Origin of the sequence: Brevibacterium antiquum (genome assembly GCF_016107655.1) — a bacterium.
Lineage (GTDB): Bacteria > Actinomycetota > Actinomycetes > Actinomycetales > Brevibacteriaceae > Brevibacterium > Brevibacterium antiquum.
The window spans coordinates 232,739-255,084 of the sequence record NZ_JABASX010000003.1 but is presented as its reverse complement, the minus strand read 5'-3'; the positions used below and the strand labels follow the sequence as shown (position 1 = coordinate 255,084).

Annotated in this window: 18 protein-coding genes; 15 read left to right on the top strand and 3 right to left on the bottom strand. The window is 63.9% G+C overall.

Annotated elements, in window-relative coordinates; genetic code table 11:
- Positions 1-9 precede the first annotated feature (9 nt).
- A complete protein-coding gene (locus tag JFC13_RS06635; protein ID WP_198396309.1) occupies positions 10-2,307 on the top strand; it encodes a RelA/SpoT family protein in 2,298 nt (765 codons plus the stop codon).
- 48 nt (positions 2,308-2,355) lie between these two features.
- Here JFC13_RS06635 and JFC13_RS06630 read toward each other — a convergent pair whose 3' ends face one another.
- Together JFC13_RS06630 and JFC13_RS06625 are read right to left on the bottom strand one after the other, a co-directional pair.
- Positions 2,356-2,916: a hypothetical protein gene (locus JFC13_RS06630; protein WP_232488273.1), complete on the bottom strand. Its 561-nt coding sequence runs from the start codon at positions 2,914-2,916 to the stop codon at positions 2,356-2,358.
- Positions 2,917-3,012: 96 nt separating this feature from the next.
- The gene (locus JFC13_RS06625) at positions 3,013-4,365 is read right to left on the bottom strand and encodes a DUF349 domain-containing protein (RefSeq protein ID WP_198396308.1); all 1,353 of its coding nucleotides are present in this window, start codon (positions 4,363-4,365) and stop codon (positions 3,013-3,015) included.
- Positions 4,366-4,484: 119 nt separating this feature from the next.
- Here JFC13_RS06625 and JFC13_RS06620 point away from each other — a divergent pair, with 119 nt between their 5' ends.
- Positions 4,485-5,129 carry an MBL fold metallo-hydrolase gene (locus JFC13_RS06620; RefSeq protein WP_198396307.1) on the top strand — a complete coding sequence of 215 codons (645 nt, stop codon included), beginning with the start codon at positions 4,485-4,487 and terminating at the stop codon, positions 5,127-5,129.
- Between the two features lie 109 nt (positions 5,130-5,238).
- On the top strand, positions 5,239-6,573 hold the full coding sequence (gene hisS, locus JFC13_RS06615) for a histidine--tRNA ligase (RefSeq protein WP_198396306.1): 1,335 nt from the start codon (positions 5,239-5,241) through the stop codon (positions 6,571-6,573).
- A 54-nt stretch (positions 6,574-6,627) separates the two neighbouring features.
- Here the strand turns inward: hisS and JFC13_RS06610 are convergent, their stop codons facing one another.
- Positions 6,628-7,002, bottom strand: a complete 375-nt coding sequence (locus JFC13_RS06610) for an ArsR/SmtB family transcription factor (RefSeq protein ID WP_198396477.1) — start codon at positions 7,000-7,002, stop codon at positions 6,628-6,630.
- Between the two features lie 119 nt (positions 7,003-7,121).
- Between JFC13_RS06610 and aspS the strand changes: the two genes are divergently transcribed.
- From aspS to aroB, 12 genes are all read left to right on the top strand, one after another.
- A complete protein-coding gene (gene aspS, locus JFC13_RS06605; RefSeq protein WP_198396305.1) occupies positions 7,122-8,906 on the top strand; it encodes an aspartate--tRNA ligase in 1,785 nt (594 codons plus the stop codon).
- Entirely contained in the window at positions 8,906-10,423 is a 1,518-nt protein-coding gene (locus JFC13_RS06600) for a replication-associated recombination protein A (protein ID WP_198396304.1), read from the top strand. Before aspS ends, JFC13_RS06600 begins: the two co-directional genes overlap by 1 nt.
- Before the next feature lie 138 nt (positions 10,424-10,561).
- Positions 10,562-12,175 (top strand): cation:proton antiporter family protein, encoded by a 1,614-nt coding sequence (locus JFC13_RS19825; RefSeq protein ID WP_332839352.1) that lies wholly within the window; start codon positions 10,562-10,564, stop codon positions 12,173-12,175.
- A gap of 198 nt (positions 12,176-12,373) precedes the next feature.
- A complete protein-coding gene (rpsD, locus tag JFC13_RS06590; RefSeq protein ID WP_143921804.1) occupies positions 12,374-13,015 on the top strand; it encodes a 30S ribosomal protein S4 in 642 nt (213 codons plus the stop codon).
- Positions 13,016-13,190: 175 nt separating this feature from the next.
- Complete coding sequence (gene alaS, locus JFC13_RS06585; RefSeq protein ID WP_198396303.1) at positions 13,191-15,845, top strand: alanine--tRNA ligase; 2,655 nt, start codon at positions 13,191-13,193, stop codon at positions 15,843-15,845.
- A complete protein-coding gene (gene ruvX / locus JFC13_RS06580; RefSeq protein ID WP_198396302.1) occupies positions 15,842-16,318 on the top strand; it encodes a Holliday junction resolvase RuvX in 477 nt (158 codons plus the stop codon). Before alaS ends, ruvX begins: the two co-directional genes overlap by 4 nt.
- Positions 16,315-17,457: an endolytic transglycosylase MltG gene (gene mltG / locus JFC13_RS06575; RefSeq protein ID WP_198396301.1), complete on the top strand. Its 1,143-nt coding sequence runs from the start codon at positions 16,315-16,317 to the stop codon at positions 17,455-17,457. Before ruvX ends, mltG begins: the two co-directional genes overlap by 4 nt.
- Positions 17,454-18,434: a shikimate dehydrogenase gene (locus tag JFC13_RS06570; protein ID WP_198396300.1), complete on the top strand. Its 981-nt coding sequence runs from the start codon at positions 17,454-17,456 to the stop codon at positions 18,432-18,434. Before mltG ends, JFC13_RS06570 begins: the two co-directional genes overlap by 4 nt.
- A 27-nt stretch (positions 18,435-18,461) precedes the next feature.
- Positions 18,462-19,250, top strand: a complete 789-nt coding sequence (locus JFC13_RS06565) for an A24 family peptidase (protein WP_198396299.1) — start codon at positions 18,462-18,464, stop codon at positions 19,248-19,250.
- 10 nt (positions 19,251-19,260) lie between these two features.
- The gene (gene aroC, locus JFC13_RS06560) at positions 19,261-20,466 is read left to right on the top strand and encodes a chorismate synthase (RefSeq protein WP_198396298.1); all 1,206 of its coding nucleotides are present in this window, start codon (positions 19,261-19,263) and stop codon (positions 20,464-20,466) included.
- Positions 20,463-21,086, top strand: coding sequence for a shikimate kinase (locus JFC13_RS06555; protein WP_198396297.1), 624 nt, complete (start codon positions 20,463-20,465; stop codon positions 21,084-21,086). The genes aroC and JFC13_RS06555 overlap by 4 nt, the downstream gene beginning before the upstream one ends.
- Before the next feature lie 80 nt (positions 21,087-21,166).
- Positions 21,167-22,282, top strand: coding sequence for a 3-dehydroquinate synthase (aroB, locus tag JFC13_RS06550; RefSeq protein ID WP_198396296.1), 1,116 nt, complete (start codon positions 21,167-21,169; stop codon positions 22,280-22,282).
- Positions 22,283-22,346: the final 64 nt, after the last annotated feature.

The window sequence follows — 22,346 nt, the reverse complement described above, 5'->3', positions numbered from 1 at the left end:
GGGGATGTCATGGCTTCTTCCGCCGATTCGCGCCGTCCGCGAGGCATCTCCCGCTTAGCTTGGTGGGCGGCCAGGGCCCAGAACAACCCTGGCTACCCACGTGTTCTCGGTCCGATGATCAGGGCTCTGCAGTCCAATCACCCGAAGGCCGACATCGACCTCGTGGTGCGGGCCTATCAGGTCGCAGAGCAGGCTCACCGAGGTCAGACCCGCAGGTCGGGTGATGACTACATCACGCACCCCGTGGCCGTGGCCACGATCTTGGCTGAGATCGGCATGCTGCCGGTCACCCTCGCCGCCGCGCTGCTCCACGACACCGTCGAAGACACCTCGTACTCCCTGAAGGAACTCACCGAGGAGTTCGGTCCAGAAGTCTCCGCGATGGTCGACGGAGTGACGAAGCTCGACAAACTTACGTACGGCCAGGCCGCGCAGTCGGAGACCGTGCGGAAGATGATCGTGGCCATGGCCAAGGACATCCGTGTCCTCGTCATCAAACTTGCAGACCGTCTTCACAACGCCCGCACCTGGCGTTTCGTACCCGCGTCATCGAGTACGAAGAAGGCTCGTGAGACGCTCGAGATCTACGCCCCATTGGCTCACCGCCTCGGCATGAACACGATCAAGTGGGAACTTGAGGACCTGTCTTTCCAGGTTCTCCACCCGAAGGTCTATGACGAAGTGGTGCGACTCGTCGCCGATCGGGCACCCCAACGGGAGAAGTACCTGGCCACGGTCTCCAACGAACTCCAGTCGGAGCTCGTGCAGTCAAACATCGAAGCCGCGATCACGGGGCGACCGAAGCACTACTACTCGATCTATCAGAAGATGGTCGTCCGCGGTCATGAGTTCGCCGACATCTACGACCTCGTCGGGGTTCGTGTTCTCGTCGAGACCGTTCGCGAGTGCTACGCCACGCTGGGCATAGTCCATGCCCGATGGAATCCTGTCCCTGGTCGGTTCAAAGACTACATCGCGATGCCGAAGTACAACATGTACCAGAGCCTGCATACGACGGTGATCGGACCGAACGGGAAACCGGTGGAGATCCAGATCCGAACCCATGAAATGGACCGGCGCGCAGAATTCGGAGTCGCCGCCCACTGGAAGTACAAGGATCGCCGCAACGCATCTAAGGCCGCGACGTCGAATACCGCACGGTCGGTCAAAGTCTCGGATGCTGGCGAAGTTGATGACGCAGCATGGCTGCGGCAGCTGCTGGAATGGCAGCGAGAGGTCAGCGACCCCGATGAGTTCCTCGACAACCTCCGCTATGAGGTGAATTCGAAGGAGGTCTACGTCTTCACCCCCAAGGGTGACGTGATGAGCCTGCCGGCCGGGGCAACGCCCGTCGACTTCTCGTATGCGGTTCACACCGAGGTCGGTCACAAGACCATGGGTGCCAGGGTCAACGGCCGTCTCGTCGCGCTCGACACCGAGCTGAAGAACGGTGACTCGGTCGAAGTCTTCACCTCGAAAGATGAGAACGCGGGCCCTAGCCGTGACTGGTTGGGCTTCGTCAAGAGCCCTCGCGCACGCAGCAAGATCCGCCAATGGTTCTCCAAGGAACGCCGCGAAGAAGCGATCGAAAACGGTCGCGAGCAGCTGGCTCGGGCAATGCGTCGTCACACGCTCTCCGCCTCGGCGCTGATGAGTCAGGAAGCGCTGCAGGTTGTGGCCACAGAGCTGCGCCTGCCCGATGTCACCGCACTCTACGCCGCGATCGGCAACGGCGTGAGCTCGGCCGCCCACGTCGTTGATCTGCTGGCAAAAGAGGTTGGAGACGACGACGAAGAGACGGTTCTGCCGCCGTCGCCGCGCAATCGCACTGGTCAGTCCTCGGGCCATCATTCCTCGTCCGGGGGAGTCACGGTCAAAGGCGTCGACGACGTCCTGGTGAAACTCGCCCGCTGCTGCACGCCGGTGCCCGGTGATGAGATCCTCGGATTCGTGACCCGCGGTTCGGGAGTCTCTGTTCACCGCGTGGACTGTCCCAACATCGCGTCCCTTGAGCGGGAGCCTGAGCGGATGGTCGATGTCTCCTGGGGCGAGACAACCAGCGGAATCTACCTTGTTCAGATCCAGGTCGAGGCCTTGGACCGTTCGGGTCTTCTCTCGGACATCACGAAGGTCCTCACCGAGACCCACGTCAACATCCTGTCCGCCTCGGTCGCTACTTCCCGAGCACGTGTGGCTCAGTCGAAGTTCGTCTTCGAGATGAGCGACGCCAGCCATCTCGATACCGTGCTCTCGGCAGTTCGCAAGGTCGAAGGGGTCTTCGACGTCTACCGCATCGCCGGGGGCTGAACAGCGAGCGGGGGCTGACAGTGACCGGGTTCATAATGTCGCAGTGGGTCAGCGTCTATCGCGGTCGGATGCGGCACAGGTCCGCTCGAAGACTGTTCGCATGTGGGCGACATAGGGCCTGCGGGACATCTCCGCCAGATACATGCGGAACCGTTGTCTGGCTCTTCCAGGAAGTTCGTCGATGAGGTTCTTCACGACCTGGGCCGAACGTTCATCGGGGCTGCGCAGGTGGGGGAGCAGCAGGTCGTAGAGCGTTCTGTCCTCCGTGGTGATGGGCAGATCGCTGATCAGTTCCCATTCGTCTGGCGCAATGGTGAGCTCATGAACGATGACGTCGCAGCCGTCGACGTAGCGCCGCCTCGGATAAGTGATGAACGTCAGCGGACTCGGAGCTCTGCCGAGGCCGGTGTGAACCCACCACGCGATGTCATGGGAGAGCACAAGGCGAGGTGGGATCTGCGCACGCAGTGCCGCCATGCGGTCCTCTGCGCTGAGCACAGCGCCCTTGCGGACCCATGTGGACTCGGTCAGTCGCGTCAGCAGCCCGTCCAGCGTCAATTCGGTGAGGTGCTCATAGCTGTAGTCGCGCAGATGAAACATCGCCTCCATACAGCCACTATTGCGCTGTATGGAGGCGTGTTCAAGACCGAGGACCCGATCTGTGGATAAACCGCGACTCATGGTCGCCAGGCTGTGGAAGCCCAATCAGCCCAATTCGGCAGCTGTCTGAGCCAACTGGTCTCGCCAGGCCCGACGTGCGTCGAGTGCCGACTGTGCTTCAGCGACGGCCTTCTCATCGCCGCCGGCCTTCGCCTTCTCGTACTTCTGCTCCAGCTCGGCGATCGAATCGTCGAGCTGGCTCAGCGCACCGGACGTGCGTGCCTTGGTCTCCGGATTGCTGCGCTTCCATTCGGCGCTTTCGGCATCGGAGAGGGCGCGTTCGACATCACGCAGCCCGTTCTCCATGCGGGACACATCAGCCCGAGGCACCTTGCCGGCAGCCTCCCACTCGTCCTGAATAACGCGCAGCTCCTTCTTCGCCACGGCAATATCACCGATCGGCAGCAGACCCTGCGCCCTGGCCAAGATCTCCTCTTTGGCCTCAAGGTTGCCCTTGTACTCCTCGTCGACGGCAGCATTCTCGGCATCCCGAGCCGCGAAGAAGACATCCTGGGCGGCACGGAAGCGCGCCCAGAGAGCATCATCGTCCTTGCGCGAGGCACGTGGAGCCTTCTTCCACTGGTTCATGAGGTCTTTGTACTTCTGCGACACATTGCGGAAGTCGGTCGAGTCTGACAGTGACTCCGCCTCGACAACGATCTTCTCCTTGATCCGCTTGCCTTCGGAGTTCTGCTTGTCGAGCTCTGCGAAGAATTCCTTGCGCTTGTGCTCGAACGTGTTCCGAGCCTGCGAGAAGCGGCTCCACAGCTCCTGGTCCACGGCACGCGGCAGTCTGGGACCGCTGCGCTGCATGTCCTTCCACTGGGCGAAGAGCTCACGCAGACGTGCCCCGGACTGCTTCCACTGGATCTTCGCGGGATCGCGCTTGGCCAGCGATTCAGCCTCGGCGACGATCTCTTCGCGTTCCTGTGCAGCCTCGAGCTTGGCCGCTTCCGCACGGGCAGCCTGCTTCGATTCGGTGGCCTGCGCATCCGAGATCAGGGTGTCCAAGGTGGCAGACAGGCCTTTGAGATCGCCGACGACATTGGCCTCCGGCAGGGTTTCCTGCAGGGTCTTCGCCGCCGAAGACACTTCGCGGCCGGGGGCACCGGCGGAGAGACGATTGCGGAGCAGTGCTGCGTTCTCCACCAGGTCGACGTACTTCTTGGCGAAGTACTCCAAGGCTTCCTCAGCGCTGGCATCGGGATACTGTCCGACCGCACGCTCGCCGTCGGCGGTGACGACGAAGACATTGCCCTCCTGGTCAGCGCGACCGTGCTCGATTGCGCGCCGGACTTCCGCATCATGATCAACGGTAGTCCCGGTCACGGTCTGAGCCGCCTGTGGACGGGGCAGAGAGGACGGGCGCGGGACCGGCTTCGGGGTCGGGGTCGACATGATTCTCACCTTGTTTCCATCGGTCGAACCTGCGGGACTCTGTGCCTGCAGATCACTCGATTTCCTGATTGACGTTATCCCAGCATAACCAAGCTCCATGCTCTGGATAGACTTTGAGCATGGATGTATTTGTGACCCGCGCCGAATTTCTCGAAGTCAACTGCTACGCCGTGCGTGCCGAAGGCCATGACGATGCCATCTTCGTCGACTCAGGATTCGACTGTGCCCCCGGTCTCGGCGACATCGTCGACGAGGAGAATCTGGTGCCTCGGGCCATCTTCCTCACCCACGGTCACCCCGACCACATCCTCGGGCTGACCAACGTCCTGGCCCGCTGGAATGTGCCCGTCTACCTGGGGGACACCGACCATTACCGCTTGGACAAGCCCGCCGAGACTCTCAGTCCTCAGTTCGCCCAGATGCTCGAACCGCTCGTCAAGGATTGGTCAGCACCCGAGGTCAACGCTCTCATCGACGCGCAGACGGTGGAGGTCGCAGGGCTGACGATCACTGCTGTGGCCGCACCCGGACACACGGAAGGTTCGACCCTCCTGCGGGTGCAGGCCGACGGTGAGGAGATCATCTTCACCGGCGATGTGGTCTTCGCCGGAGCGATCGGACGCGTCGACCTCCCAGGGGGAGACGCCTCGGCGATGGCAGAATCACTGCGGGCGTTCGCGACGCTGCCCGACGTTCCCATCTATCCTGGACACGGTCCAGGCTCCCGAGTCGGCCACGAGCTGGCGACGAACCCGTTCTTCTAGAGACGAATCGGTTCCGCATGAGGCGAATCGCTTCTGCTCGAGACGAACCAGACCAGTGCCCACCAGCTACGACAACACCCATCAGAGACGAAGAGCACCAAGGAGAACAATGGCGAAGTCAGCCCGACTGTCCGGTTTCCCGGAACGACTTCCAGCAGAGCGCGTGATTGAGAGGTCGATCATCGACGTCCTCGAACACACCTTCGCGCTGCATGGATACTCGGCACTCAACCACCGTGCAGTCGAGCCGATCAGCCAGCTCGCCAAGGACGGAGAGATCGACAAAGAGATCTTCGCTGTCAGCCGCCTGCACTCCGAGGGCACCGAGCGCAATCCGCTGGGGCTGCACTTCGACCTCACTGTGCCCCTGGCACGGTTCATCGCCGACAACGCAAACGAACTCTCCTTCCCGTTCAAAGCCGCCCGAATCCAGCCGGTGTGGCGCGGCGAACGCCCCCAGCAGGGCCGGTACCGCGAGTTCATCCAAGCCGATATCGACGTCATCGCCGAGGCGGAGCTGCCCGGACACTTCGAAGTTGAGATACCGCTCGCAGTCGCCGATGCCTTCAACCGGTTGGCCCCGCTGGGCGTGCCCGGGGTCAAGATCGTGGTCAACGATCGCAGGCTCCTCGAAGGGTTCGCGCGCGGCATCGGACTCACCAACATCCAGGCAGTCCTGCGCTGCCTCGACAAGTACGACAAGATCGGTCCCGCCGAGGTGGGCAAACTGTTGGCCGCGGAGGCCGAGGCCGACGAGGAGCAGCAGCGACTGTGCCTCGCACTGGCCGCGATCGAATCGGATTCGCCGGACTTCGCAGACGACGTGCGTGCACTCGGAGTCGAGCACCCCCTGCTCGACGAGGGTCTCGACTCTCTGACCACGATGCTTCGCGCCGCCGATGAGCGAGCACCCGGCGTAGTTGTAGCGCAGTTGAAGATCGCGCGGGGGCTCGACTACTACACAGGAGCCGTCTACGAGACGCAGCTGATCGGACACGAAGAACTCGGATCCGTGGCTTCGGGAGGTCGCTACGATTCGCTCGTGACTGTGGGGAAGAAGAGCTACCCCGGTGTCGGGATGTCGATCGGCGTCTCGCGGCTCATGGCCTTCGTCCTCGATGCTGACAGCGGCATCAAGGCCACGCGTGGAACACCCTCGGCTGTGGTCGTCGCCGTCACGGATGAGGACAAGCGCGGTGAGGCCGATGCGGTCGCCACCGCTCTGCGTGCCCGTGACATCGCCTGTGAGGTCTCACCGAGCGCTGCGAAGTTCGGAAAGCAGATTCGCTACGCCGAACGTCGGGAGATCCCCTTCGTATGGTTCACCGATGGTGAGAGTGGTCACGAAATCAAGGACATCCGCACCGGTGAGCAGGCTCCGGCGGACCCTCAGACATGGGAGCCTGTCGCCGCCGATCGTCAGCCACGGGTGTATCGGGACTGAGATCGTTCGGACCGAATTCCTGCCTGGGCCGAGGTGTGAAGCCTCTGCCTAATGTCAGGAGCCGCTCGCGGGCGGGTCGGGCGCCAAGGATCCGTCGGGGGCGATGTGATCGAAGATCTCGCGCACCATTGTGACCACGTGCGGATCATCGACGGTGTAGAAGATCCGACGCCCGTCCCGGCGAGACGAGATCAGGCCCGCCAATCTCATCTTCGCCAGATGCTGACTCACGGTGGGGACGGCCGCACCGATCGCCTCGGCGAGGGAAGAGACATCGAGTTCCTGGTTGACCAACGTCCAGACCAAACGGAGGCGAGTCCCGGAGGCGAGCATGCGAAAGGTCTCCGCAGCCACCTCGACCTGCGCCGAGGTGGGGTCTGTTCCCGCATCCCAGCCGAGATCCTCCGTGCCCGTGCCACCTGTGCTCATGTGATCCTCTTCCTCGTCGCCCGCGGCAGATGACCTGCTGTGGGCCATGCCGGTAATCGAGTGGCGAGCGACTATCATTGTTCACGCGCTGCCACATAAACATCGTAAAGGAGCCCTAGGTGCTGCGAAGCCACAAAACCGGAAGCCTGCGAGCCTCACACGCAGGACAGACCGTCACTCTGACCGGGTGGGTCGACCGTCGTCGCGATCACGGAGGTGTCGCCTTCATCGATCTGCGTGACGCTTCGGGCATCGTCCAGGTCGTCGTCCGTGAGGACGATGCGCACGCGCTGCGCAACGAATCCGTCGTCAAGGTCACCGGCACCGTGTCCCTGCGTCCCGAGGGCAACACCAACGCCAACCTGCCGACCGGCGACATCGAGGTCATCGACACGAACGTCGAGATCCTCAGCCTCGCCGAGGCGCTGCCCTTCCAGGTCTCCGACCACGCCGAAGACGCCGGCACCGTCGGCGAGGAGACCCGCCTGCGCTACCGGTACCTCGACCTGCGTCGGTCAGGTCCGGCCTCCACCATGCGTCTGCGCTCGGCCGCGAACAAGGCGGCCCGCACGGTCCTCGACGAGCAGGAATTCCTCGAGATCGAGACCCCGACCCTGACCCGGTCGACCCCTGAGGGCGCACGCGACTTCCTCGTCCCCGCTCGCCTGCAGCCCGGTTCCTGGTACGCACTGCCGCAGTCGCCGCAGCTGTTCAAGCAGCTTCTGCAGGTCGCGGGTATGGAACGCTACTACCAGCTGGCACGCTGCTACCGCGACGAGGACTTCCGCGCCGACCGGCAGCCAGAATTCACCCAGCTCGACATCGAGGCCTCCTTCGTCGAGCAGGAAGACATCATCGAGCTTGCCGAGAAGATCCTCGTGGCTCTGTGGAAGCTCATCGGACACGAGATCACCACGCCGATCCCGCACATCACCTACGCCGAGGCGATGGAGAAGTACGGCAGCGACAAGCCCGATCTGCGCTTCGAACTCGAACTGCACAACCTCACCGAATTCTTCCAGGACACCCCGTTCCGGGTCTTCCAGTCCGACTACGTCGGCTCCGTCGTCTACCCCGGCGGCGGCTCCCTGCCCCGTCGTCAGCTCGACGCCTGGCAGGACTGGGCCAAGCAGCGCGGCGCCAAGGGCCTGGCCTACGTGCTCGTGGCCGAAGACGGCACCCTGAGTGGTCCTGTGGCCAAGAACATCTCCGAGCAGGAGAAGGCAGGCCTCGTCGAAGCCGCAGGAGCAGCTCCCGGTGACGCGATCTTCTTCGCCGCCGGTGATCCTGCGAGCTCGCGGGCTCTCCTGGGCGCGGCCCGCAATGAGATCGCCGAACGCACAGGACTCATCAAGGAAGGCGACTGGGCCTTCGTGTGGGTCGTCGACGCACCGCTCTTCGAATCGGCAGCCGCGGCTCAGGCCGCAGGCGACGTGGCCGTCGGTGAAGGAACATGGACCGCTGTCCACCACGCCTTCACCGCTCCGAAGCCCGAATTCCTTGACACTCTGGAGTCCGATCCGGGTGCCGCCCTGGCCTACGCCTACGACATCGTGTGCAACGGCAACGAGATCGGCGGCGGTTCGATCCGCATCCATCGCAAGGACGTCCAGGAACGCGTGTTCAAGATCATGGGCATCTCCGAGGAGGACGCACAGGAGAAGTTCGGCTTCCTCCTCGAAGCCTTCAAGTTCGGCGCACCCCCGCACGGAGGCATCGCCTTCGGCTGGGACCGCATCGTGTCCCTGCTCGCCGGGGTCGACTCGATCCGCGAAGTCATCGCCTTCCCGAAGACGGGCGCCGGATACGATCCGCTCACCCAGGCTCCCGCACCGATCACCGACGCACAGCGTGCCGAGGCCGGCGTGGACTTCGAACCGGAAGACGACGACGCCGAGGCCTGATGACCAACGGTCCTGACCTCTTCTCCTCCGATGGCCCGGACCAGGGATCTCCTGGTCCGGGCGCCGGCGGTTCAGCTGCCGGTTCGGGTCGAGCTCTCGATCCGCTGGCGGTGCGGATGCGTCCGCGCACCATCGCCGAGGTGGTCGGCCAAGACCATCTGACGTTCCCCGGCTCACCCCTCGTCCAACTCGTCGAGGCCAGCGGGGGAGACCGGGCAGGAGCCTCCTCGGTGATCCTGTGGGGTCCTCCCGGGGTCGGCAAGACCACCCTGGCCCACGTCATCTCCCACGCCCCGGGACGCACCTTCGTCGAACTCTCGGCCATCACCGCCGGTGTGAAGGACGTGCGCCAGGTGATCGAGAACGCGCGTCGTGAACGCGACATGTACCAGCGCACGACAGTGCTCTTCCTCGACGAGATCCACCGCTTCTCGAAGGCACAGCAGGACGCTCTGCTGCCAGCGGTGGAGAACCGCCTCGTCGTGCTCGTGGCCGCGACGACCGAGAACCCATCGTTCTCCGTCATCTCCCCGCTCCTGTCCCGCTCGCTTCTGCTCACGCTGCGTCCGCTCGACGATGCCGCCATCGCCGATCTCCTCGACCGTGCAGTCGCCAGCGAACGAGGTTTGGCCGGCCAATTCGAACTCCAGCCGGCAGCGAAGGACTTCATCGTCCGCATCGCCGGTGCCGACGCCAGGCGCTCCCTGACCATCCTCGAAGCCGCCGCCGGAATCGCTGCCGCACAGGCAGAGTTCGCCGAGGCAGGCGCCGGCGATTCAGCAGATGACCCAGCTGACGAGGACGCCGAAACCGAACCCGAAGCCCGCACGGACGCTGATGCCGACGCCGAGGGCTCTTCTGATTCGGAAACTGATCGCCGCGCGATCCTCATCACCGAGGCCGCCTGTGCCGAGGCCAGCTCCGAAACTGTGCTGCGCTACGACAAGAACGGTGACCAGCACTACGACGTCGTCTCCGCATTCATCAAGTCGATTCGCGGCTCAGACGTCGACGCCGCGCTGCACTACCTGGCCAGGATGATCGTTGCCGGCGAGGATCCCCGCTTCATCGCGCGCCGCGTCGTGATATCGGCTGCCGAGGACATCGGCATGGCCGATCCGCAGGCCCTGCCGATCGCGGTGGCGGCATCAACAGCCGTGCAGAACATCGGCATGCCGGAAGGCCGCATCCCGCTGGCCGAGGCGGTCACCTACCTGGCCATGGCGCCGAAGTCGAACGCGAGCTACCGTGCCCTCGACGCTGCCATCGCCGACGTCAAGAACGGGTTCTCCGGACAGGTGCCCACACATCTGCGCGATGCGCACTATCCCGGCGCCAAGGAGCTCGGCCACGGCGAGGGCTACAAATACTCGCACGATCATCCTCATGGGGTCGCCGCCCAGGAATACCTGCCCGAGACATTGCGCGGGAAGCGCTACTATGAGCCGACAGGCAACGGCATGGAGCGTTCCTTAGGTGAGCGCCTCGAGATGCTGCAGAGGCTCCTGCGACCCTGAGATCGGCACTCGCCTGCCCATATTCGCCCCAGATTCCCTCCCTCTGACTCCTGAGACACGGTAGTTTTGTGCACAGGATGAAAGAACGCCGCAGCCAGAGTCGGTGAGCCGGCGCAGGAGAGACCGAGGAGGGTCGACGTGCAGGACATCATCGTCACCATCGCGGCCGCTCTCGCTCTGGGATTGGTGGCGCGTGAACTGCACATTCCTCCGCTGGTGGGCTTCCTCGGCGCCGGATTCCTGCTTCACTTCCTCGGCTTCTCCGCATTCGACGGTCTCGAACAGGTCTCCGACCTCGGCGTGGTGCTGCTCCTCTTCACCATCGGACTGAAGTTCGATCTGCGCTCCCTCCTCCAGCCCGAGGCCTACGGTACGGCCGCGCTCCACATGATCTCCAGCGTCCTCGTCGGAGCCGGCACCATCGGGTTGGCCGCGGTCATCGGCGTCGTATCGCTCGACGGTGGACTGGGCACGATCGGTCTGCTCGGATTCGCACTGTCGTTCTCCTCAACGGTGCTCGTGGTCAAGGTCCTCGAAGATCGCTCCGACGACGGTTCGTACTACGGTCAGATCGCCATTGCGATCCTCGTCATCCAAGACATCGCCGCAGTCGCGTTCATCACCATCGCGGGGGACGAGCCGCCGAGCCCATGGGCCTTCGCGCTCGTTCTCCTGGTTCCCGCAGCATGGGTGCTCCGCCGCCTTCTCGACCGAGTGGGACGAGGCGAGCTGCTGGTGCTCTTCGGTGTGGTCATGGCGCTTGGCCCGGGATATGTGGCCTTCGAGTCCGTGGGCATCCATGGTGACCTGGGTGCCTTGGTGATGGGTCTGCTCTTCGCCAGCCATCCCCGATCCACCGAGTTGTCGAAGTCCCTGTTCAGCGTCAAGGAGCTCTTCCTCGTCGCCTTCTTCGTCGTCATCGGACTGCAGGCGATCCCGACCTGGGCCGACCTGGTCATGGCACTCATCCTGTGCGTGATTCTCATCCCCTTCAATTTCCTCAGCTTCTATCTGATGGGCCGACTCTTCGGCCTGCGCAACCGGACCAGCATCCGCACCAGCCTCGCGTTGAGCAACTTCTCCGAATTCGCCCTCATCGTGGTGGCGGTCGGGGCGGCCAACGGAGTGTTCGAAGACAGCTGGCTGACAGTGACTGCTCTGGCCGTCGCGATCTCAATGATCATCTCCTCGCTGGCCAACGCCTACAGTCTGCAGATCGTGGGCAGACTCGATGAGATCCTGCCCGATGAGAATGAGGCCAAACTGCGACCACCGGATCGTCCGATCGACACAGGTGCCGCCGAGGTGGTGGTGCTGGGCATGGGCCGCATCGGCCGCGGTGCATATGAACGATTGGTCGACCGAGGGGGTCTGTCCGTCATCGGTGTCGACAACGATCATCTGGTGGTGGAGGATCTCAAAGGCGAGAAGTTCAATGTCCTGGAAGGCGACGCCACAGACCATGAGTTCTGGCATCGCCTGGTCGTCGGTGGAACCGCCCGGACCGTGATTCTGGCTATGGCGATTCATGACTCGAACACCTTCGCGCTCGAGCAGCTGAGAATAGCCGGGTTCGACGGTGCCATCGCCGCAGTGGTCCAGCGTCAGGACCAGGCCGACGCTCTCACCGCGGCAGGAGTTCACACCGTCGTCAACATCTATGGTGGTTCGGGAGCCGAAGTTGCCGATGCGGCGATGCGGCTGTCCACCAAGCGAAGGCCCGACGGCGGCGCCGACCTCACCGACGCCTGAGCATCAGATCGCTCGAGTCCCCGTTCTGTCGCTTTGCGCCGGGGGAGTGGAATCCGCTAAGATTGGTTGCTGTTGTGCCTGCACCCTAAAGGCGGTCGGTGCGAGCGGATCTCGACGCTCAATCCCTCTTTCCCATCCAGGGAAACAACCGTGTCGACTAGGGCGAGAACCTATGGCCGGTCGAGACACACCATATTGATGAAAGGTAATACTGTGCCAGCACCAGCACGTAACCGCCGGATGACGCGCGTCTCGCGCGCCCTCGGCATGCCGCTGACTCCGAAAGCGGAGAAGTACTTCGAGCGTCGCCCGTATCCTCCAGGCGAGCACGGCCGTGCTCGTCGTCGCAATGACAGCGACTACTCGGTCCGTCTCAAGGAGAAGCAGCGTCTTCGCGCCCAGTACGGCATTCGCGAAGCTCAGATGCTCAAGATCTACAAGGAATCCAGCCGCCTCTCCGGTCTGACCGGTGAGACCATGGTCGAGCTCCTCGAAATGCGTCTCGACGCTCTGGTGCTGCGTTCGGGCTTCGCCCGGACCATCGCCCAGGCGCGTCAGTTCGTCGTGCACCGTCACATCACCGTTGACGGCCAGCGCGTCGATCGTCCTTCATTCCGCGTGAAGGAAGGCCAGACCATCCAGGTTCACGAACGCAGCGCATCGATGGATCCGTTCCAGGTCGCCGCAGCCGGTGGACACAAGGATGTTCTCCCTGCAGTTCCCGGCTACCTCAATGTCAACCTCGAAGGTCTGCAGACCACCCTGCTTCGTCGCCCCAAGCGCGAAGAGGTTCCTGTGACCGTTGATGTTCAGCTGGTCGTCGAGCACTACTCGCGCTGATCACCCCAGAGGGATCGCACGGCATCAACTGCCCGGAACGTCGAGTTCCGGGCAGTTGTGCATTCATACGCAAGTCGACGGCGCGCAGCGTCGGCACCTCGCATAATGCGGATGAGCAACTAAACTAATCACTGATGAGTGCAAGAGTGCACACGCAACATGTGAAAGGCCTTGGATGAAGACGGCAGAGATCAAACAGCGCTGGTTGGACTACTTCGAAGCGAATGGGCACACAGTCGTCCCCTCAGCGTCGGTGATCAGCTCGGATCCATCGATCCTGTTCAACATCGCGGGCATGGTTCAGTTCATCCCATATCTCTCCGGTCGGGAGCCTGCCCCATTCAATCGCGCCACGAGCGTGCAGAAATGCGTGCGCACCGGCGACATCGAAGAGGTCGGAAAGACCACCCGTCACGGCACCTTCTTCCAGATGAATGGGAACTTCTCCTTCGGCGACTACTTCAAGCGCGAAGCCATCCGCTTCGCCTGGGGACTGCTGACGAGCTCCGTGGACGACGGCGGTCTCGGCTTCGACAAGAACCGCCTGTGGGCAACAGTCCATGAGGACGATATCGAGACCATCGACCTGTGGCTCGAGGAGACATCGGTCCCACGAGAGCGCATCCAGCCGCGCGACAACGAGGACAATTTCTGGCACACCGGTCAGCCCGGCCCCGGCGGCTACTGCTCCGAGATCTACTTCGACCGTGGTCCGGACTACGGTGTCGAAGGCGGTCCCGTGGCCGATGAAGATCGGTACATCGAGATCTGGAACCTCGTGTTCATGGAATTCGAACTCAGCGAGGTCCGGTCGAAGGTCGATTTCGACATCGCCGGAGATCTCCCCGCGAAGAACATCGACACCGGCATGGGCCTCGAGCGTGTCGCCTTCCTGCTCCAGGGCGTCGAGAACATGTACGAAATCGACGAAGTCTTCCCCGTCATCGAGGCTGCCAGCCGCCTCTCCGGACACCGCTACGGTGTCGATCACGAGGCCGACGTGCAGATGCGCGTCGTGGCCGACCACGTCCGTTCCTCCCTGATCATCATCGGCGACGGTGTCCGCCCCGGCAACGAAGGCCGCGGCTACATCCTGCGCCGTCTCCTCCGCCGTGCCGTGCGTGCGATGCGCCTCCTCGGCGTGACCAGCGAGGTCCTGCCGGAACTGCTGCCGGTGTCCATGGAATCGATGAAACTCTCCTACCCTGAGCTGGAGACGGATTTCGATCGCATCTCCCGCATCGCCTACGCCGAGGAGAAAGCCTTCCTGCGGACCCTGGAGTCGGGCACCCAGCTGTTCCAGAACGCTGCGGCCTCCCTGCCCGAGTCGGACAAGACCATCAGCGGCGACGTCGCGTTCGCCCTGCACGACACCCACGGATTCCCCATCGACCTGACGCTTGAAATGGCTTCCGAACAGGGCGTCCACGTCGACGAAGAGGGTTTCCGCGCACTCATGAGCGAACAGCGGACCCGAGCAAAGGCCGACGCGAAGGCGAAGAAGGGCGGCGGACATGCCGACCTCTCCGCCTACTCTGCGCTGCTCGAGGACGGTGCCTCCGAGTTCGTCGGCTACGACCGCCTCGAAGCCGACTCCCGGGTGCGCGGAATCGTCGTCGACGGCCTCGCCCAGGAAGTTCTGACACCGGGACAGTCCGCCGACCTCATCCTCGATCTGACTCCGTTCTACGCCGAGGCAGGCGGACAGCGCGCCGATATCGGCCTCATCAGAGGCCATGGCTTCACCGCCCGCGTCCTCGACGTGCAGAATCCCATCAAGGGGCTCCCCGCGCACAGGGTCGAAGTCATCGACGGCGAGATCCACGTCGGGGCCGAGGTCCTGGCCGTCGTCGACCGCGACCACCGGTTCCAGGGCTCACAGGCGCACACCGCCACCCACCTCGTCCACGCCGCGCTGCGCGAGATCCTCGGCACTCACGCTGTCCAGGCCGGCTCGATGAACCAGCCAGGCTACATGCGCTTCGACTACTCATTCCCCGAAGCCCCGAGTCAGCAGATGCGCGCGGAGATCGAAGACGTCGCCAACCTCGCCGTCCGCTCGAACTATGAGGTCGGGACCGAATTCCTGCCGTTCGAGGACGCCAGGAAGTCCGGTGCGATGGCGCTCTTCGGCGAGAAGTACCCGAACATCGTGCGCGTCGTCGATATCGGCGGACCATTCTCCCGCGAACTCTGCGGAGGCACCCACGTCGGTGCCTCGTCCGAGGTCGGGCCGATCTCCGTACTCTCCGAAGCCTCGGTGGGCTCAGGGGTACGCCGCATCGAAGCCGCCGTCGGCATGGACGCCTTCCGCTCACTGGCCGCCGAACGCAGCATCGTCTCCTCACTGTCCGACATGCTCAAGGTGCCAGGAACCGATGTGCGCGAACGCGTCGGAGATCTGATGACCAAGCTCAAGGATGCGGAGAAGGAGATCGCCCGCCTGAACTCCCAGCAGCTCCTGGCCTCAGCCGGAAGATTCCTCGACAACGCCGAAACCGTGGGGTCAACACTGTTCGTCGTCGCCGATCTCGGCGAAGTCTCGAACGCAGGAGACATCCGCACCGTCGTCACCGACCTGCGCGGTCGCGTCTCCGAACGCTCCGCCGTGGTCCTGGGCATCGGAACGAGCAACGGAAAACCCGTTGTCGTGGTCGCCACGACTGCCACTTCACGCGAAGAGGGACAGCAGGCTGGCAAGCTCGTGTCCTTGGCCTGTGGTGAACTCGGCGGCGGCGGAGGAGGCAAACCCGACCTCGCTCAGGGCGGCGGCAGCGATGTCTCCGCGATCCCCTCTGCCATCACAGCGGTCAAGGCAGCTCTCCAGTGAGTTTCCGCCGGGGCCGCCGTCTGGGCCTCGACATCGGTTCGGTGCGCATCGGGGTCGCCAGCAGCGACCCTGACGGCATCCTCGCTACGCCGCTGACAGTGGTGCGCAGGACCGACGAGCCCGCTGCGCTGAGAGCGCTGCGGGAGATCATCGACGAATACGAACCGATCGAACTGCTCATCGGCGACCCGAAGTCCCTCGATGGAGCGGCACGGGCGGCGGCGGCGACTGCACTTGAGTTCGCCAGGCGAATCAGTCTCGCCACGTCGACGCCCATCCGCCTCGTCGATGAGCGCTTCACCACGGTCGAGGCTCACCACGCCCTTGCCGCGGCAGGGAAGAACTCGCGTCAGCGTCGTGAGATCGTCGACGCCCAGGCCGCCGTGATCATTTTGCAGAATGCCCTCGAATTCGAACACAACACCGGTGAGCCAGCCGGTCGAGCAATGCCCGACGAGGAGAGTGAGCTATGAGCCCGTTCCCAGGTGAGTTCTCGGAAGACGAAGGGCTGACCAGGTCCGATCTCAGAGCAAAGAAGCGCCGCCGGATGCTGCGCAGGCGGCGGACGACGGCCATCGTCGTCGTCTGCGTGCTCGTGTTCGGCATCGGGGGATTCTTTGGTGTCAGAGCCGCGGGCGGAGTCTTCGATGACCTGTTCGGTCCCAAAGGCGACTACGAGGGCGCCGGCACCAGTGAGGTCACAATCGAGATCCCGCCGGGAGCCTCTGCCCGCTCCGTGGCCAATCAGCTCGTCGAGGCCGGGGTGATCATGAACTCCGAGCCGTTCCTCGACGAAGTCGAGCGCCGCGACATTACGATCCAGGCCGGACCGATCATTCTGCGCGAGAAGATGAGTTCCAAATCAGCAGTGGAAGCGATCGTCAATCCGATCAAACCTCCCAAGATCACGATCGCCGAGGGCCGCAAGATCGACCAGATCAAATCAACGATGGTCGAGTCGGGGATGAAGGCCGAAGCCGTCGACAAAGCCATCGATGACAAGACTCCGAAGGACTACGGCCTCGACGTCGACGCTCCCAGCCTGGAAGGGTACCTGTACCCGGCAACCTACGAGCTGAACCAGGACAGAACGGCCGAGGACATCGTGTCCGAGATGGTCAAGAAGACGAAGCGTGAGATCGAGAACGCTGACATCGATCTCGACGATGCGAATCGGATCATGACCCTGGCGAGCCTCGTCGAAATCGAATCACCCGGTGACGAAGAGGTGCGGAAGAAGGTGGCGCAGGTCTTCCTCAACCGCATATCTGAGGACTCGAAGACCGGAGAACTGCTCCAGTCCGATGCGACGGTGGCCTATATCCACGGTGCCCGCAGCGATCTGACGACGACGAAGGAGGAGCGCGAGTCCGACAGCCCGTACAACACGTACAAGAAGAAGGGGCTGCCACCGGGACCGATCAATTCGCCCAGCGCCGGAGCAGTCGATGCCGCGCTCAATCCCACCGACGGCGATTGGCAGTTCTTCGTGGCCACGAACCCGGACACCGGGGAGACCAAGTTCGCCGAGACCTACGACGAACATCGGAAGAATGTCGAGATCTATCGGAAATGGCTCAAGGAGCACGGAGAGGCCAACGGCGACAAATGACGATCTCGGCTGCGGTGCTCGGTCGCCCGATCGCCCATTCCAAATCGCCCCTGCTTCATCGTGCGGCATTTCAGGCCCTGGGCCTCGACAGCGGCGAATACGCCAGCTTCGACCTCGGTGCGGAGGATCTCGAATCCTTCCTGGCTGCTCACGGAAGTCAGATCGGATTCTCGCTGACGATGCCGTTGAAGGAACGGCTCGTCGAACTCGCGCTGACCCATGGGTGGGGCCTCGATGACACGGCCAGGCTGACCGGAGTGGCGAACACACTGGTTCGCCGAGGTGGGGCGACGTCGGTTGCCAACACCGACGTGCAGGGCATCGTGCGCGCGCTGACTCCGGGGCTCAACTCCTGTCGGGAAGCAGCTGTCACGGCCGCGATATCGGCCACGGCCGCAGGCCTCGGCGCAACTGCAGGCGTGAGTACTGCCGACAGCGACGGTGCTGACAGGGCGACCATCCTGGGTGCGGGGGCGACCGCGGCTTCGGCGCTGCTGGCCTGCAGCGAACTGGGCATCACCACGGTCGAATTCCTCGTCAGAAACCCTGATCGGGCCGCCCGGGTCCTCCACCTGGGCAAACAGCTCGGAGTGTCGGCGTCCACCACGACGCTGAAGCAGATCGAACCCTCCGCCGTGGTCATCTCTACCCTCCCCGCCGAGGCCGTCCCCGAACTGCAGTGGTCTCCCCGCTTCCGCGGCGGAGTCGCCCTCGACGTCGCCTATGCCGCAGAATCCGGGTTCCTTCGCGCAGCGCAATCCCACGGGCTCATCCCGGTAGAGGGCACGGTGATGCTCGTCGAGCAGGCCGTTGCACAGTCGGAGATGTTCATCGCTGCAGCCGAAGCATCGGCCGCCGAGCCCGGCTTCACGCAGGGCTCCACACAGAGCGCCACGCACAACGCTGAGCGGCGTGCCGTGATCGCAGCAGCCATGTACAGCGCACTCGACGACCAACCTGGGCCGGCAGGCGACTGACCAGAAGGACGGAAAGGGCGGGCGAGGGTGGACATCGGAGTTCTCCACGGGTGGCCGATCGGAGTCAGCGCCGTCATCAGTGCTGGTCTCGGCATTCTCCTGGCCCGCAGCGCCTCGTGGTGGCTGGCCGATGACGACCACGCTGCCGTGCTGGTGAAGACTCGTCTGTACCGCCCTCTGCCCTTAGCGATCCTCGGCATCGTCTTGGCTGTTGCAGCCGCGCTGCTCTTCCCCGCCGCCGCAGCCGGCTCCGGCACGATGTCTGATGCCGGCTCGATGTCCGAGGCCGGCTCAATGTCAGGCGCCGCTCATCTTGCCGACATCGGGTCCGTTGACGGGCTTCTGCTGGCTCTGAGCCTGAGTGCAGCGGCCGCTGCCACCCCGTTCCTCGCTGTCGTCGACATCGTCGTGCATCGGCTGCCGGATCGGATCGTGTATCCGCTCATCGGAATCGAACTTCTCACCTTCGTTCTCGGGCAGCTGCTGGGGGAGTCCGCAATCTGGGGCCTCGGTCTCATCGCTGGTGGCGCAGGGGTCCTGCTCTTCGGCGTCCTCTACCTGAGCGGACGGGTGATGCACGCGCGCACGATGGGCCTCGGCGACGTCAAACTCGCGTTTCTCGTCTTCGGTATGCCCGCGCTGTTCTCTCCGTGGGCACCGGCGCTCGTCTTCATCATCATGATGCTCATCGCCGGCGTCGCAGCGCTGCTGGCAGCCGCTGCGAAACGCAGCCTGAAGGCGACGACGATCGCATTCGGACCGGCAATGCTATCCGGAATGTGGGTCGGGTCGGTGCTTGCGCCGATCCTTTTGTAGAATCGGTTGAATGTTGAGATGGCTGACTGCAGGCGAATCCCACGGCGAAGCGCTGACTGGGATCATTGAGGGGCTTCCCGCCCACGTTCCTATCACCAGGGAAGACATCCGCGCGAGCTTAGCTCGACGCAGATTGGGCTACGGCCGTGGAGCCCGGATGAAATTCGAAGCCGACGAGGTTCGCCTCCTCGGCGGAGTGCGACACGGGCAGACGCTGGGATCACCGGTGGCCGTTGAGGTCGGGAACACGGAATGGCCCAAATGGGAGACCGTGATGAGCCCCGACCCGATCGACGAGGACGAACTCGCCGGTCAGGCGCGGAACGCCCCGCTGACCCGACCGCGGCCCGGTCATGCCGATATCGTCGGCATGCAGAAGTACGGATTCGACGAGGCTCGACCGATCCTCGAACGTGCCTCGGCTCGTGAAACGGCAATGCGTGTGGCGTTGGGCACCATTGCAGCGAACTTCCTCCGGGAACTCGGCATCACGCTCGTCTCCCACACCGTGGCAATCGGCACGGCTGCGGAATCCACAGAGACCGCGACCGAACCGGCATTGCCATCGGCAACGGACGTCGACGCACTCGACGCCGATCCCGTGCGCTGCTTCGACCCGGAACTCTCCGCTCGCATGGTTGAGCAGATCGATGCTGCGAAGAAGGCCGGTGACACCCTCGGCGGAGTCGTCGAGGTCCTCGCCTACGACCTGCCGCCCGGTCTGGGCTCGCACGTCCACTGGGACCGTCGGCTCGACTCCCGACTTGCCGGGGCCCTGATGGGCATCCAGGCGATCAAGGGCGTCGAGGTCGGCGACGGCTTCCTCACGACCAGGCGCCCCGGGTCCGCAGCCCACGATGAACTCGCCGTTGGTGACGAGGGTATCCGACGCGTCAGCAACCGCGCAGGCGGCACCGAAGGCGGAATGTCGACAGGTGGACCGCTGCGAGTCCGGGCAGGTATGAAGCCCATCGCCACGGTCCCACGCGCTCTGGCCACCGTCGACGTCGTCACCGGTGAACCTGCCAAGGCCAACCACCAGCGCTCCGACGTGTGCGCGGTTCCGGCCTCCGGTGTCGTGGCCGAAGCGATGGTGGCTCTCGTCCTCGCCGAGGCAGTGGTGGAGAAGTTCGGCGGCGACTCCGTGGCCGAGACCAAACGGAACCTGGATGCCTACGTGGCGGCCATTCCGGAGAACCTCCGCATCGGCCGATGACTCAACGCCCGCACCCGAAACCGGTTCCACCGCTGGAACCGGTCCCGGCCTCGCAGTCGCGCATCGTCCTGACCGGACCGCCTGCAGCCGGCAAATCCACAATCGGCCGGCTCCTGGCTGATCGACTCGATCTGCCGCTCATCGACACGGATGCGAACATCGTCGACAAGTACGGCGTCATTGCAGAGATCTTCGTCGAGCGCGGTGAGGACCATTTCCGGCGGATCGAACGCGAGGTCGTTCGGCGTGCCCTGCGTCGTCTGCTCGACCGCCCAGGCATCGTGTCCCTGGGCGGGGGAGCGATCCTCAACCCGGGCACCCGGGCCCAGTTGGGCCATCCCGCTATCAAGGTCGTGCACATCGACATCGATGTCGACACCGTCGTGACTCGGCTGAACTCCCCGCACCGACCGCTGCTGCGCGGTGCGGGGACTCCGGTGGAGAACTGGTTGGCGCTCGTGAACGAGCGTGAACCTCTCTACGATCAGGTCGCCACCTTCCGCGTCCACGCCTCGAATTCGCATCCCTCGACCATCGTCAACCGCGTCGTCGACGTCCTCACCGGTCTGCAGCGTGCGGAGGAGTATGCCAAGTACTCGGGCCGCGAGCCGGAGAGTTAGGCTTGAGGTCGCAACCGGTTCGTAAGTTCAGCCACCGCGGTCATGTCATGCCCGGAGGCAGCAAAGGGGAAAGTGCACGAATGAGTCTCACACGCATCAATGTCGAAGCCGGCGGGAACTATCCGGTTCTCGTGGGCCAAGGTCTCCTGGGTGAACTTCCCGAGCTCCTCGGCCCCCGCGTCGAGAAGGTGCTCGTGATCCATCCGCGGGCTCTGCGGACAACAGGGGAGACGGTCCGTGATGACCTGCGCGCAACCGGTCTCGATGCGATTGTGGCCGAGATCCCCGACGCGGAGGAAGCCAAACATGTGCAGGTCGCCGCGTTCTGCTGGCAGGTCCTCGGCCAGAGCGACTTCACCCGCACCGATGCCATCATCACTGTCGGCGGAGGAGCCGTCTCCGACCTCGGCGGCTTCGTCGCAGCAACCTGGCTGCGCGGAATCTCCGTCATCCACATTCCCACCACAGTCCTCGGAATGGTCGATGCGGCCATCGGCGGCAAGACCGGAATCAACACCGCTGAAGGCAAGAACCTCGTCGGTTCCTTCCACGCGCCCTCGGGCGTCCTCGTGGACCTCGACACCCTGCAGACGCTGCCGGAGAACGAGCTCTTCACCGGCCTCGCCGAGGTGGTCAAGACCGGCTTCATCGCCGATCCCGCGATCCTCGATCTGGTGAGCAGGTATTCGAAGGCTGAGATCGCCGAGGTGGATGGACCTGTCCTGCGCGAGCTCATCGAACGCGCCATCGCGGTCAAGGCCGAGGTCGTCGCCGATGACTTCAAGGAATCCGGACGCCGCGAGATCCTCAACTACGGCCACACCCTTGCCCATGCCATCGAGCACAAAGAGCGCTATCAGTGGCGCCACGGCGCCGCGGTGTCCGTGGGCATGGTCTTCGCAGCCGAGGTGGCGGCGATGGTCAAGAGCCTCTCGCCGGAGACCGTCGACCTCCATCGTGAGCTGCTGACCAAGCTGGGTCTGCCCATCGCCTACCGTGCCGATGTCTGGCCGCAGCTGTTGGACACGATGAAGCGAGACAAGAAGGCGCGCGGCTCGATGCTGCGCATGGTGCTGCTGAGCGAGGTGGGCGCACCCGCGACGGTGGAGATCCCGGACGTCTCAATTCTCCACACGGCCTACCAGGAGATCGGCGAGGACTCGCCCCGCGTCATGCTCGGCACTGATCTGGGCTGAGAGGCCCAAGATGGCAGCTCCTACAGGAGCTTGCTAGAATTGCTGTTTGGCGAAACTGCCAGAT